Here is a 15,529-nt window from a genome sequence, read left to right on the forward strand (position 1 = left end):
AACCGCACTTTCCAAGTGGTGAGCCGTGCTATTTGGCTGCCGATGCCAAGTACGGTGAATGCAGCGCCACCGGCCCGTCGAGGATAGAGAATTTATCGCCGATACCAGCCTCGGCTGCGAAGTCTAGAAATACGTCCAGAGCCACGTGGTCTTCAAATGCGAATCCAGTGCTGTCGAACACGGTGAGATCGTGCACTTGAGGAAGTGGTTCGCCCGTCGAACTTGCAACTCCGACCAGGTCTTGCAAGGTTACGTCGATTTCATCTCTTTCAAGAACCTGGCATTCTCCTTCGTTTAATGCTTGTTCCATATGGTCGACACAAATGTATGCCCTGTTCAAAACTGACAGCGGCAACTCAGTCTTGCCGGGCTCGTCCGATCCGATTGAATTTATATGGAGGTGGGGGGCAAGCCTCTCGTCCTTCACGACTGGGCCTGCGCCAGGACGAACCGATGTGGCGGTCACCAGAATATCTGCACCGTTGACAACGCCGTGCGGGTCGTCAAAGACCTCAAACCGGGCGGACGTGAAGTTGCACCGATCCGCCAGGGATTCAGCACACCGTCTGTCGATGTCGTAAACCTGGATCCGGTCCAGAGGAAACGCAACGCTCAGCGCGTGGATCTGGGTAACTGCCTGCAATCCAGCACCGACTATCGCCGCAGTTTGCGAATCAGGCCGAGCGAGAATCGAACTGGCCACAGCAGTAGCAGCACCGGTACGAATTGCAGTAGGTACTGTGGCATCACAGATCGCGAGCAATTCACCGCTGGAATCGCTGTACCTACATATTGCTCCGACGACAGTCGGCAACCGATGCTCGGCGTTGTTATTCGGCTTATAGCTGATTGTTTTCAATGTCATTCCACGATTGACTTCGAGATACGGCATGTTCTCGATCACCCCACCACCAACTCGATAGTCGTGCACAAACCCATTTCGGGGCGGGCAGTTTCGCCAACCGTCGCGCGCCACCTCCGAAAGCCCCCTCCGCAACCTGTCGATACAGGTGCGCATTATCACGTCCATTCCCACCATGTCCACCAAGCGCCTCGCATCGCTATACGAAAGCATTAATGTGTCCACTGTCCATCCCCCTTTACATGTGATGCCGCAGTCTGGCTGTCCAGGTGAATTTTCATCCGCGCCGCCCTTCACAGATGCATTCCGGTGAGCGAAAAGTCCTTCAAAGCGCTCAAGAGGTCTTGTTGTAAACGGTCATTCGTGTTGACCCGACCCGGCAGATAGGAATGGGCCGAGACGAAGACCTGTCCGTTCACCCTCCCCGACAGAAACGACTGCGTACCGCCGAACCGGTTGAGCATCGCTTCCGTCAGCCCCAGATGGGGCAGAACCTTGATGGCCAAGAAGTCGCACTCCGTGCCATCGGGCCGGCTGGCAGCCGGATTCACCACACCGAGGTTGGACGAACCGACCCCGTTGGGTGAACCGACACGGGACGTGGACCCGAGAAACCGCTTGGGCAACAGCGGAATGATGGCGTTCACCGCATACACCTCGTCAGGCACGTCCGGGTGACGAATCAGCGCTTGCTTGACCGCAGCCCGGATCTCACGCAGATCCGTCGTCGCGAGTTCAGGGTCGACGGTGACTGCGGCGTTGCCGATCGCATTGGCGCGGGTATCGCCGTCAGCGCGCTGATTGACCGGCATTCCCACGACGACGGAGCCGTCCGCGCCGACCCGTCCAGCGCGATGGGCCAGCCGGGCCGCCAATCCCACCAACAATGAATTGCTGGTCCCGCCGAGTGCTTGGGCGCGAGCGTCCCACTCCTCGGCATCGACGAAGATCGTTGCCATCGGAACCGCAGTGGGTTCGTCGGCGCCGGGCAACGTCGGTGGCGTGATGGTCGGTGCGGCACCGGCACGGCTGCGCCTGGCCAACCGGATGGCGGCGACGACAGCACGGCCCACGGCAGGGATGTCGCGCACAGCTTGCCAGCTGTCCTGCAGCAGAGCTTTCCCACGGCTGCGCGATGCCGCTGCAGGCCAGCTCATCGGATCGTCGCGGCCAAGTGCCGCGTCCGCCAGCGCCTCGCACAGCCCGACGCCGTCTGTCAGGCAGTGCGAGACGACCAGGCTCACACCGGCGCCTCCGTCGGTGAACGGGAGCACCGCCAGGTGCCATCCAGGACCGTGCTCGCAATCCAGCGGAGTGTTGACCTGTTCATCGAGCCAGTCGTCGAATTGTTCCCGCGGGCGGGCTGTCTCGACGATCTCGAGGTCGGATGAACCCCCGGAGGCTATCCAGCGGTGGCGGCCGAACGGCAAGGGTGACTGCTCGATGCGGCGGGACAACCGGCCCTGCCGAAGATGTTCGTGGAACCGCCGCAGACCGTCGATGTCGATCGGACGGCCATAGACCCAGACAGTCTGCAGCAGGCTGGTGACTCCTATCGCCCGCCCGAGATCAAACGCACGTTGGTCGAGTACATCGAGTACATTGCTCATCGTTGAACGGCGCTTTCCAAAACCGACTTGAGCTGTTCCACGTATCCACTGAGCGATTCAGGGGTGAACATCTCGAAGTGTGTGCAGCCCACCGGCAGCACGGTGATCTCACCGGAAACGTATGGGCGCCAACTGTGCAGCAGCGATCGGGCCGCCCTGCGGTTACGCAGGCGCGCCAACCGCGACGTCATTCCGTCACCGCTGGTGTCCTCGCACTTCGGACGCGCAGCCGAAAACATCACCACATCGCCGTCGAACAAATCGGGCGCATGGTCGAGGAGAAGCAATTGGCCCGAGCTGACGCTTCGCGCCATGAATTCCGCGAGCCGTTTGGAGGGAGGGCTGACCCCGTGTCGCGCGACGAGGTCGGCCACCTTTGAATAGGTCAGCGGTCTCCAATGCATCGGAACACCAATGCCATTGGTCCGCAGGACGTAGTCCAGAACCCAGCCTTCGACAACCGCCTGGTTCCTCGCGATCTTTCTGGTGATGCGCTTCCAGAACTTGTTCGGATTCAACAAGCCATCCAACAAGACCAGACGCTGCACTTCACACCCGCGGCGCTGGAGCTCCACCGCGAGCGCGTGGGCCGCTACGCCGCCGAACGACCATCCGAGAATCCGATATGGCCCAGCAGGATGAAGATCCTGAATCCTGTCTGCATAGCTTGCCGCCATACTCTGTATCGACTTTGCTTCGGGAACACCGTCAGCGGGAACATGATTGATCCCGATGATCGGGCCGTCCACATACTGACCCAACGCTCGATACGACCAACTCAGGCCGAAGCCATCATGGACACAGCACAGCGGTACCCCGTTGCCCGGCTTGAGCACCTCCACCGGAACCACTTCCTGCGAGCTCTCGGCGCGGCCCACAAGCTGAGCCAGGCTCCGTACCGTGGGCGCATCGAACATCACCCGCACCGCCAACTCGGTTTCCAAACTGGCGTTGGCCGCAGCGATCACCCGCATCGCAGACAGTGAATCCCCACCCAGGTCGAAGAACGAATCCTCGACCCCGATCCGCTCCAGACCCAGTACATCGGCGTAGATACCGGCCAGGATTTCCTCGGTCAGCGTTGCCGGGGGCCGGTATTCGCGACCGTCGGTGTAGTCCGGTACCGGCAGGGCGCGCTTGTCGAGTTTGCCGTTGACCGTCAACGGCAAGGTGTCCAAGACCATCACGGCTGCCGGCACCATATAGCTCGGTAACCGTTCGCCCAGCCGGACGCGAATTTCGGCCGGGTCTGCGCCACCGGTGATGTACCCGACGAGGCGTTTGTCGCCCGGGCGGTCCTCACGAGCGATGACCGCCGCCTGATCGACGCCCTCCAAATCGGCCAGCACGGTTTGGATTTCACCCAGCTCGATCCGATACCCGCGGATCTTGACCTGCTCATCGGCTCGGCCCAGATACTGCAACTGACCGTCTACGCCCCAGCGCACCAGATCACCGGTGCGATACATGCGTTGCCCCACCGCGCCGAATGGGCACGCCACAAACCGCGACCCGGTCAACCCGCCCCGGTGCAGGTACCCGCTCGCAAGCCCGGCTCCGGCCACGTACAACTCACCGATCACCCCAGCCGGCACCTGGCGTAACCATGGATCCAGCACGAAGAACGCCGCCCCGGGTACCGGTGTACCGATCGGCACCACCGTCGACCCGGCTACCAGCGGGGCACTGAACGATGCGTACCACGTCTCCGTCGGCCCATAGCCGTTGAGCATCACCCGACCCGGCGCCCACCGATCCACCAACTCGGTCGGACAGGCCTCGCCTCCGACCACCAGCGCCGTCGACTCCAAGCCGACCGAGGAAAGAGCGGCCGCAGCAGATGGAGTCTGATTCAACACCGTCACACCCTCGGCAATCAGCAACGCGTGCAACTCATCCGGCGAACCCGCCACCGCATCCGGCACCACCACCAACCGCCCACCACTGAGCAACGCACCGAAGATCTCCCACACCGACACATCGAACGCATACGAATGCCACTGCGACCACACCCCAACACGCGGCAACTCCACATCCAACGACAAAAGCAACCCCGTCACATTCCGATGCGGGACAGCCACCCCCTTCGGCACACCGGTGGTGCCCGACGTATAGATCACATACGCGATGTCATCGGGAGCCACCGCCGGCAATGCGGTGCTCGACTGGCTATCGATACGCGGATCGGCCACATCGACGACCTCGACCCCGCGCACACGCAGCCGCTCAGCCAGACCGCCGGTACTCAGCGCCGCGACCGGCTTCGCAGCAGCGACAACGACCGCGATCCGGGCATCGGGATGCGCCGGGTCGATCGGCAGGTACGCGGCCCCGGTCTTGAGTATCGCCAGGATCGACACAATCGCCGCAGCCGAACGATCGAGCAACACCGCCACACACTCACCCGGACCCGCACCGTGACCAACGAGGAAGTGCGCCAACCGATTCGAGGCCTCGTCGAGTTCTCGGTACGACATGGACCTGCCGTCGAAGGTCACCGCCACCGCATCAGGCACACGGGCCGCATGCTCGGCGAACAGCATCGGGACCGATACTTGAGGAGATACAGGACGAGTCAACGTGGCACGGTTGCCGACCTCGTCGAGACGAGCGTGTTCGGCACCGTCCAACACATCGATCGACGACACGCGCAGTGTCGGATCGGCGGTGATCGCCGCGAGAACCCGCCCCAGCCGCCCGAGCATCGCCTCGACGGTCTCGGCGTCGAACACGTCGGTGCGGAACTCCACCGAACCACCGATCCCGGCCGAAGCACCTTCCGCATCGAACCGCTCCCCCAGGGAGAACACCAGATCCATCCGTGCGGTGTGAGTTTCGGCCAGCTGTGGCGCGGCGTAGACATCGCCCGGTGCCGACTGGGCAGAGGAGGTGACAGTGGAGTTCTGCCAGGCCAGCATCACCTGGATCAGCGGATGATGGCTCAGGCTACGGGTCGGATTGAGCCGATCCACCAACAGCTCGAACGGCACATCCTGATGTTCGTAGGCGGCGAGGCTACGCTGACGCACCTGCCCGACCAGATCGGCGACGGTGGGGTCGGCGGCCAGATCCACCCGCAACACCAGGGTGTTGACGAAGAACCCGACCAGCTCATCCAGCGCGGGATCACTGCGTCCGGCTATCGGGAAACCCACCGCCACATCGGAACTAGCACTCAGTTTCGACAACAGGACTGACAACGCGGCCTGAACCACCATGAAACTGGTCGCATTGTGCTCACTGGCTGCGCGCGCGATCTGCTGCTGCAACTCCGGAGGCCATTCCACCTCCACGACGGAGCCGCGGTGATCGGCGACGATCGGATACGGCCGATCCGTCGGCAACTCGAGGTGGTCGGGCAGACCCGCCAAGGCGTCCTGCCAGTAGGCCAGTTGACCGGCGATGCGGCTCGTGGGATCGGACAGCTCGCCGAGCTGCTCGCGCTGCCAGAGTGTGTAGTCCGCGTACTGCACCGGCAAGGGAGACCACTCGGGAGCCTGCCCGCCACACCGGGCTGCGTAGGCGGCCGCCACATCACGGGCAAGCGGAGCGAAAGACCATCCGTCACCAGCGATGTGATGGACCACCGCCACCAGCACATGATCGTTCTCCGAAACACGGAAAAGCTCTGTCCAGATCGGAATCTCGATACTCAGATCGAACGGATGCCTTACCGCTGTGTCGATGGCACCGGCCAGCCGGTCTGCCGGCCAATCTGACGCGTCAAACTCCTGCCAGCCGATTTCGGCCTGCTCGGCGGGGATCACCAGCTGTCGGGGAACACCGTCGACCGCTGGGAAGACCGTGCGCAGGCTCTCATGCCGGGTCACCACGTCGGCCAATGCCCGACGCAGCGCGTCGACGTCCAGTCCGGTGACCCGATAGATCATCGGCATGTTGTAGATCGGTGACGGACCGTGCAATTGGTCCAGGAACCACAACCGCTGCTGGGCATAAGACAGCGGTATGACATCCGGTCGCGGTTGAGCCACCAGCGGCTCACGTCCACCCGAACTCTCACCGACACGTGCCGCGAGTTGCGCCACAGTGGGTGCCTCGAACACCGCACGAACCGCCAGGTCTGCGTCCAGAGTGGCGTTGACCGCGTTGATCAACCGAGTCGCCGACAGCGAATCTCCACCCAGGTCGAAGAACGAGTCATCGACCCCAACCCTCTGCAGATCCAGCACCTGGGCGTAGATCCCGGCCAGGATCTCCTCGGACGGGGTGGCCGGGGCGCGGTACCGGTCGACGTCGGCGTACTCGGGTGCCGGCAGGGCGCGTTTGTCGAGTTTTCCGTTGACCGTCAACGGAAAACTGTCCAGCGCCACCACCGCCGCGGGCACCATATACCCCGGCAACCGGTCGGCCAGTCGCGCGCGGATCTCTACCGGATCGGCAGTGCCGGTGATGTAGCCAACCAATCGCTTGTCACCTGGACGGTCCTCCCGCGCGATGACAGCGGCCTGACTGACCCCACTCAAATCTGCTAGAGCAGACTGTATTTCGCCCAGTTCGATGCGGTATCCCCGGATCTTGACCTGCTCATCGGCGCGTCCCAGATACCGCAGCTGCCCGTCGGCAGCCCACGACGCGAGGTCTCCGGTTCGGTACATCCGCGAGCCGTTCCCACCGAACGGGCAAGCCACAAAACGCGATGCGGTCAATCCGCCTCGGCCCAGATAGCCGTTCGCCAATCCTGCCCCGACCACATACAGCTCACCCACCACGCCAACCGGCGCCGGCCGCAACCAGCGATCCAACACGAAAAAGCCAAGATGGGCCAGGGGCACACCGATCGGACTGACACTGCCCTCGACGTCACTGCCCACGATCTCCCGGAACGACGCATGCACCGTCGTCTCGGTGATGCCATACATGTTGATCAATCGTGTGGAGCTCTGATGACCTTCAAACCACGTTCGAAGGCGCTGCGGTTCAAGGGCTTCCCCACCGAAGACCACCGTCTCCAACTTCAGCTGACGGCCCAGCTCCGGCTGCACCGCATCAGCCGACTGCAGCGCGTAGAACGCCGACGGCGTCTGACTCAACACCGTCACCTGCTCAGTCACCAACAATGCGAGCAGTTCCTCGGGAGCCCGCGTCACTGACTCAGGTACCACCACCAACCGGCCCCCGAACAACAGCGCGCCCCAGATCTCCCACACCGAATAGTCAAACGCCAACGAATGACACTGCGTCCACACCTGACCCGCCAGACCCAACTCCGCATCCAACGTCGCCAACAACCGCACCACATTGGCGTGAGTAATCGCCACACCCTTGGGACGACCCGTCGTCCCAGAGGTGTAGATCAGATACGCAGTGTCGCCGGGGGTAGGCACGGGTAAGGAGATGCCAGATTGCACGCCGAGAGCCGGTTCGTCCACATCGATGACCGGCAGGTCCCTCCCCGCCAGCCGCGTCCGCAACCCGGAGGTGGCGATCGCTGCGACCGGGCGGGCGTCAGCCAGCATGAACTCGATCCGCGCATCGGGATGCATCGGATCGATCGGCAGATATGCCGCCCCCGACTTGAGCACCGCCAGAATCGCGACCACAGGATCCGCCGACCGGGGCAGCAGCACCGCCACACACTTCCCCGGCCGTGCACCGCACTCAACTAGCTCGTATGCCAAGAGGTCCGACGCTTCGTCAAGCTCCCGGTACGTCATCGAACGACCATCGAAACTCAGGGCTACCGCCTCAGGCGCCTGAGCCACCCGCGCAGCGAACAACTCCGGAATCGACGTCGACACAGCAACCGACTCGGTCAGCACCGCCCGGTTGCCCCACTGGTCGAGGCGGGCGTGATCGGCGGTTGCCACTAGCGTGATCGACGACAACGGTGCCGATGGGTCGGTGATCAGAGCTTCGACCGCGCACGTCAGTCGCTCGATGAAGGTGTGAATGGTGTCGGCGTCGAACACATCGGTGCGGAACTCCACCGCCCCGGTGATCCCGGCGGGCTCACCTCCGTTCCAGCGTTCTGCCAACGAGATGGTCAGGTCCATTCGGGCGGTCTGAGTGTCGGCTTCCAGTGGGGTGGCGTGCATACCACCCAAACTCGCGGTGGCCGCTTGATCAGCGTCCTGAGCGGTTAGGTTCTGCCACGCCATCATGACCTGGACCAGCGGGTGGTGGGTCAGGCTGCGGGCTGGGTTGAGCCGGTCGACAACCATCTCGAAGGGAACGTCCTGGTGCTCGTAGGCCCCCAGGCTGCGTCTACGCACCTGCGCCACCAGGTCAGCAACGGATGGGTCGCCGTCGAGCTCGATTCGTAGCACCAGCGTGTTGATGAAAACCCCGACCAGCTCTTCCAATGCTGGATCACTACGACCGGCGATCGGGAATCCCACCGCCACATCGGTGTTCCCGCTCAGCGTCGACAACAGCACCGCCAGAGCGGCCTGCACCACCATGAAGCTGGTCGCATTGTGTTCAGTGGCTGCGCGGGCGATCTGCTGCTGCAACTCGGCCGGCCACTCCATCGTGACACCGGCCCCTTGGTAATCGGCAACTGGCGGATAGGGCCGGTCTGTGGGCAGCTCCAGCCGCTCGGGCAACCCGGCCAATGCCTGCTCCCAGTACGCCAATTGCCCGGCGATTCGGCTGTCGGGGTCGACCGGGTCACCCAGATTCGCTCTCTGCCATAACGTGTAATCCGCGTACTGCACCGGCAGCGGCGCCCAACCCGGGGCCTGTCCCGCGCACCGGCTCGCGTAGGCGAGCCCGATGTCACGTACCAGCGGGCCGATCGACAAGCCATCACCTGCAATGTGGTGGACGACCGCAACCAGCACATGTTCGTCATCGCCTAGACGGAAAAGGGTTGCTTTCAGAGGGATCTCAGCCGACAGGTCAAAGTTGTATCCGACGGTCGCGCGAATCGCGTCGTGGAGTCGATCCATCGACCAGTCCGCCGCGTCGACGACCTGCCACCGGAGATCGGCCTGTCCGGCCGGCAACACGACCTGTCGGGGAACGCCGTCGACCGCCGGGAACACCGTGCGCAGAGCTTCGTGGCGCTCGACGACATCGGCCAGTGCCGCACCGAGCGCGTCGACATCCAGCCCGCCGGTGATCCGGTACGCGGTCGGCATGTTGTAGATCGGTGACGGCCCCTCTAATTGGTCGAGGAACCACAACCGCTGCTGGGCATACGACAACGGAATGGCCGCCGGACGTTGTTGGGCCACCAACGGTTCCCGCCGACCCGAACTCTCACCCACACGCGCGGAAAGCTCGGCACCCGTGGGTGCCTCGAACACTGCACGCACTGCGAGATCGGTATCCAGACTGGCATTGATGGCATTGATCAACCGCATCGCAGACAGCGAATCCCCACCCAGGTCGAAGAAGGAATCATCCGCCCCGACCCGTTCCAACCCCAACACCTGCGCATAGACGCCGGCCAGTAGTTCCTCTACCGGAGTTGCCGGAGCACGATATTGCTGGCCTTGGACGTAGTCAGGGGCCGGCAGAGCACGCCGGTCGAGTTTTCCGTTGACCGTCAGCGGTAAGGCATCGAGTACCACGATCGCGGCGGGCACCATGTAACCCGGTAACCGCTGCGACAACGCCACACGAACCGCGACGGGATCCGCAGTGCCGGTGATGTAGCCGACCAATCGCTTGTCACCTGGACGGTCCTCCCGCGCAATGACCTCGGCTTGTCTCACTCCGTCGAGATCTTGCAGGGCCGATTGGATTTCGCCCAGTTCGATGCGGTACCCACGAATCTTGACCTGCTCATCAGCGCGGCCGCCATACCGTAGCTGCCCGTGACTGTCCCAGGACGCCAGATCGCCGGTCCGATACATCCGGGCCCCGTCGCCGCCGAACGGACACGCCACAAACCGCGACGCACTCAACCCACCACGACGCCAGTAACCCAACCCCAACCCCGCGCCGACCACATACAACTCACCCGTCACACCAACCGGCACCGGCTGCAACGATGCATCCAACACAAAAAACCCAAGATGACCCAACGGCAGACCAATCGGACTGACACTGCCCTCAACGTCGCCGGCCACGATCTCCCGGAACGACGCATGCACCGTCGTCTCGGTAATCCCATACATATTGATCAACCGCGGCGAACCCGGATGCCGATCCAGCCAGCCCCGAAGCCGCTGCGGCTCAAGAGCTTCCCCACCGAAGACCACCGTCTCCAACTTCAACCCGCCACCCGACCCCGGGTGCACCGCATCGACAGTCTGCAGCGCATAAAACGCCGACGGCGTCTGGCTGAACATGGTGACCTGCTCAGCAACCAGCAAGGCAAACAGATCCTCGGGAGCCTGGGTCACCGCTTCGGGCACCACCACCAACCGGCCGCCGAACAACAGCGCGCCCCAGATCTCCCACACCGAATAGTCGAACGCCAACGAATGACACTGCGTCCACACCTGACCCGCCAGACCCAACTCCGCATCCAACGTCGCCAACAACCGCACCACATTGGCGTGAGTAATCGCCACACCCTTCGGACGACCCGTCGTCCCCGACGTATAGATGAAGTACGCGACATCATCAGCCGTCACCGCCGGCAGTCTCTGCCCCTGCCCGTCGTGCTGACGCACCTCATCGAAATCGATGACATCCAGATCGCACCCGGCGAACCGGCCCATCAACTCCGCGGTCGTGACCGCCACCACCGGCGCCGCATCATCCAACATGAACCGAACCCGCGCATCAGGATGCATCGGATCAATCGGCAGATACGCCGCCCCCGCCTTCAACACCGCAACGATGGAAACAATCGCTTCAACGCAGCGCGGGAACAACAATGCCACCCGCATACCCGGGCGCACGCCCACACTGATCAACCGGTGCGCCAAGCGATCCGATGACTCATCCAACTCCGCATACGACAACGACCGGCCCTCGCACACCACCGCCACCGCATCCGGCGCACAGGTCACCTGCGCTGCAAACAACTCCGGAATCGTCATCACGGTGACGGGAGACTCGGCCAGTACGACCCGGTTGCCGATCTCGTCGAGGCGAGCGTGCTCGGCGGCATCGAGCACATCAATCGATGACAGCCGCCGCCCCGGGTCAGCAATCAGCGCCTCAACGACCCGCGCCAACCGTTCGATCAGGGTCTCAATGCTGGACACGTCGAACACATCAGTACGGAACTCGACAGAACCGCCAATCCCGGCCGCCTCACCAGCCTCGTCCCACCGTTCAGCCAACGAGAACGTCAGATCCATCCGAGCGACCTGAGTATCAACCGACAACGGACTGACCCGCGCCTCACCCAGAGTCGCTTCGGTCGATGTGTCGGCGGTGAAATTCTGCCAAGCCAACGCCACCTGCACCAGCGGATGATGCGCCAGCGACCGAGTCGGCTTGAGCCGATCCACCAAGACCTCAAACGGCACATCCTGATGCTCAAGAGCGGCCAAGCTGCGCTGACGCACCTGGGCCACCAACTCCGCAACAGTCGGGTCACCGCCCAGATCCACCCGCAACACCAACGTGTTGACGAAGAACCCCACCAAACGATCCAGCGCCGCATCACCACGACCCGCGATCGGAACACCCACCGCCACATCACAACTCGCACTGAGCTTCGACAACAGGATGCTCAGCGCGGCCTGCACCACCATATACGTCGTGACATTGTGCTCCCGCGCCACTTCACGGACACGCTTATGCAATTCGGCCGGCAACAACACCGGCATGCTGGCACCCCGATGATCCGCCTCAACCGGATACGGCCGGTCCGTCGGCAACTCCAGCCGCTCGGGCAACCCGGCCAACGCCTGCTCCCAATACGCCACCTGCCCAGCAATCCGACTGTTCGGATCAGCCAGCTCACCCAGATTCGCCCGCTGCCACAACGTGTAATCCGCATACTGCACCGGCAACGGCGCCCACTGCGGCGCGCATCCCCCAGACCGGCCCGCATACGCCAACTGCAGATCCGCGATCAACGGAGCCACAGACCAACCATCGGCAGCGATATGGTGCACCACCGCAGCCAACACATACTCATCCTCATCAACCCGGAAAAGCGTTGCCCGCAACGGAATCTCGCTGGCCAAGTCGAAAGCTCGACCGGCAAACTCGCCGATGGCCCCACGCAACTCAGCAGCCGAGAACCCGCCCGCATCAACCACACGCCAACCACAATCAGCTGTCTCGGCAGGCACCACCACCTGCTCCGGAATCCCCTCAACCGACCGGAACACCGTGCGCAACGACTCATGACGCCCCACCACATCAACCAGCGCCGCACCAAGCGCCTCGACATCCAAACGCCCCGTGACCCGCAGCGCCACCGCCATGTTGTAGACCGGCGACGGCCCCTCCAACTGATCAAGAAACCACAACCGCTGCTGCGCAAACGACAACGGAATGACATCAGGCCGCGGCAAAGCCACCAACGGCTCACGCCCACCCGAACTCTCACCCACACGGGCCGCCAGTTGTGCAGGCGAAGGTGTCTCGAACACCGCCCTTACCGGTAGATCGGCGCTCAGACTGGCATTGATGGCATTGATCAAACGGGTGGCCGACAGGGAGTCCCCGCCCAGGTCGAAGAACGAGTCGTCGACCCCGACCCGGTCCAACCCCAACACCTGCGCGTAGATCCCGACCAGGACCTCCTCTACCGGAGTTGCCGGAGCACGATATTGCTGGCCTTGGACGTAGTCAGGGGCCGGCAGAGCACGCCGGTCGAGTTTTCCGTTGACCGTCAGCGGTAAGGCATCGAGTACCACGATCGCGGCGGGCACCATGTAACCGGGTAACCGCTGCGACAACGCCACACGAACCGCGACGGGATCCGCAGTGCCGGTGATGTAGCCGACCAGACGCTTGTCGCCAGGGTGATCCTCCCGCGCGATCACCGCAGCCTGATCGACACCAGGAAGTTCAGCCAGAGCTGTTTGAATCTCACCCAACTCGATGCGGTACCCACGAATCTTGACCTGCTCATCAGCACGGCCGCCATACCGTAGCTGCCCATGACTGTCCCAGGACGCCAGGTCCCCGGTCCGATACATCCGGGCCCCGTTCCCGCCGAACGGACACGCCACAAACCGCGACGCACTCAACCCACCACGACGCCAGTAACCCAACCCCAACCCCGCGCCGACCACATACAACTCACCCGTCACACCAACCGGCACCGGCTGCAACGATGCATCCAACACAAAAAACCCAAGATGACCCAACGGCACACCGATCGGGCTGACACTGCCCTCAACATCGCCGGCCACGATCTCCCGGAACGACGCATGCACCGTCGTCTCGGTAATCCCATACATATTGATCAACCGCGGCGAACCCGGATGCCGATCCAGCCAGCCCCGAAGCCGCTGCGGCTCAAGAGCTTCCCCACCGAAGACCACCGTCTCCAACTTCAACCCGCCACCCGACCCCGGATGCACCGCATCGACAGTCTGCAGCGCATAAAACGCCGACGGCGTCTGGCTGAACATGGTGACCTGCTCAGCAACCAACAAGGCAAACAGATCCTCCGGAGCCCGCGTCACTGACTCAGGTACCACCACCAACCGGCCCCCGAACAACAGCGCGCCCCAGATCTCCCACACCGAATAGTCAAACGCCAACGAATGACACTGCGTCCACACCTGACCCGCCAGACCCAACTCCGCATCCAACGTCGCCAACAACCGCACCACATTGGCGTGAGTAATCGCCACACCCTTCGGACGACCCGTCGTCCCCGACGTATAGATGAAGTAGGCGATGTCATCTGAAACCGGCCTCCACGGTGCCGCACTGGGTTGCGCATCGATCGCAGTATCTGCGACGTCGACGACTGTCAGGTCAACCCCGTCCAGTCGCTCCCGCAACGCACCGGTTGTCACCACCACCACCGGCGCCGCATCACCGAGCATGAACTCGATCCGCGCATCAGGATGCATCGCATCGATCGGCAGATACGCCGCCCCCGCCTTCAACACCGCCAGAACCGCGACGATCGCCTCCACCGACCGAGGCAACAACACCGCAACACACCGACCAGGACCTGCACCATTCTCAACCAGACTGTGCGCCAACCGGTTCGACAACTCATCGAGCTCCGCATACGACAACGACCGACCCTCGCACACCACCGCCACCGCATCCGGCGCACAGGTCACCTGCGCTAAAAACAACTCCGGAATAGAAGCCGAACCGCCGGCCGGCACCGTCAGCACCGACCGATTACCCCACCCGAACAGTTCGTCGTGCTCATCCTCATCCAGGAAATCGATCGACGACAACCGTCGAGTCAAATCGGCAGTCACGACAACGCCTCGACCCGGTCCGCCTCAGCGGAGCCTGAGAGGGCGATGCGGTGGCACCTCGTCACCGAAGAAGACGTGTCGGCCTGCGCACGTTCTACCGGCACCGACTGTTCATCAATCGTCATTGGAACCCCCCAACGCGAGGCGGACAGGATCTTCGACAGGGCGCCGGCCAAGTTCAGTTCGATGTAGTCCAGAAAGGCGGCACCGGCTCCTTCGCCGGACATCGCTGCCGAGCCCGCAGGGACCTCGGCGGAGGTCACCGACAGGCTGTGTTCCTCGTCAACGTTCACCTGTCCCCTCCGCCAAGTCGACCAGTGACAATCGTTCAAGAATCCAGAAGCAGGGCCTTCCCGCCCCCCTACCCTGACCTCTGAAATCTGTTTCCTGCGGCGCACTCCAGCTATGGATTTGCCAGTTGCAAATTGTCAGCATAATCACTTCTCGCCGGGCGGGCACAAAAATCGCATATCCGGAAAAACATCCTCGAAGTACCGGACAGCCCGGTGTCAGCGTTGACGCCGTCAACAATTTGAGCAAACGGTGTGAACAACCGTCGGTCGACAGGCATCGGTCGACGCGACGGGCCGAAGACTTCCGCCCCGGCGGCAGAAGCACCGGGCGCCGAGACCGCCTCTACAATCACCGCCACGACTCGCGTCGAGAGGCACAGGAACCCGCTTGAACAGCACGTCTTTCCCTAACGCCAGGCGCGTGACAACTGTGTAGTTCAATCCAGCGAAGTCCACCGTGTCGATGCCTGTGCCATGCGACTGCGC

At 62.9% G+C, this 15,529-nt stretch carries 3 protein-coding genes and 1 pseudogene; all 4 read right to left on the bottom strand.

What is annotated here, in order from left to right; genetic code table 11:
- Positions 1 to 28: 28 nt before the first annotated feature.
- Positions 29 to 1,075 carry an ornithine cyclodeaminase family protein gene (locus G6N57_RS01970; RefSeq protein ID WP_077742605.1) on the bottom strand — a complete coding sequence of 349 codons (1,047 nt, stop codon included), beginning with the start codon at positions 1,073 to 1,075 and terminating at the stop codon, positions 29 to 31.
- A gap of 80 nt (positions 1,076 to 1,155) precedes the next feature.
- The gene (locus G6N57_RS01975; RefSeq protein WP_077742606.1) at positions 1,156 to 2,472 is read right to left on the bottom strand and encodes a WS/DGAT/MGAT family O-acyltransferase; all 1,317 of its coding nucleotides are present in this window, start codon (positions 2,470 to 2,472) and stop codon (positions 1,156 to 1,158) included.
- Positions 2,469 to 14,750, bottom strand: a pseudogene (locus tag G6N57_RS01980) (amino acid adenylation domain-containing protein); the annotation flags it as partial. The gene G6N57_RS01975 and the pseudogene G6N57_RS01980, both read right to left, overlap by 4 nt.
- Entirely contained in the window at positions 14,747 to 15,043 is a 297-nt protein-coding gene (locus tag G6N57_RS01985; RefSeq protein WP_077742607.1) for an MbtH family NRPS accessory protein, read from the bottom strand. The pseudogene G6N57_RS01980 and the gene G6N57_RS01985, both read right to left, overlap by 4 nt.
- Positions 15,044 to 15,529: the final 486 nt, after the last annotated feature.

This window comes from Mycolicibacterium boenickei (assembly GCF_010731295.1).
Lineage (GTDB): Bacteria > Actinomycetota > Actinomycetes > Mycobacteriales > Mycobacteriaceae > Mycobacterium > Mycobacterium boenickei.

What these genes read in the sequence shown, in the direction of transcription:
- G6N57_RS01975 (WP_077742606.1), bottom strand. Translation starts at nt 2,472, where the DNA reads ATGAGCAATGTACTCGATGTACTCGACCAACGTGCGTTTGATCTCGGG.
- G6N57_RS01970 (WP_077742605.1), bottom strand. Translation starts at nt 1,075, where the DNA reads ATGCTTTCGTATAGCGATGCGAGGCGCTTGGTGGACATGGTGGGAATG.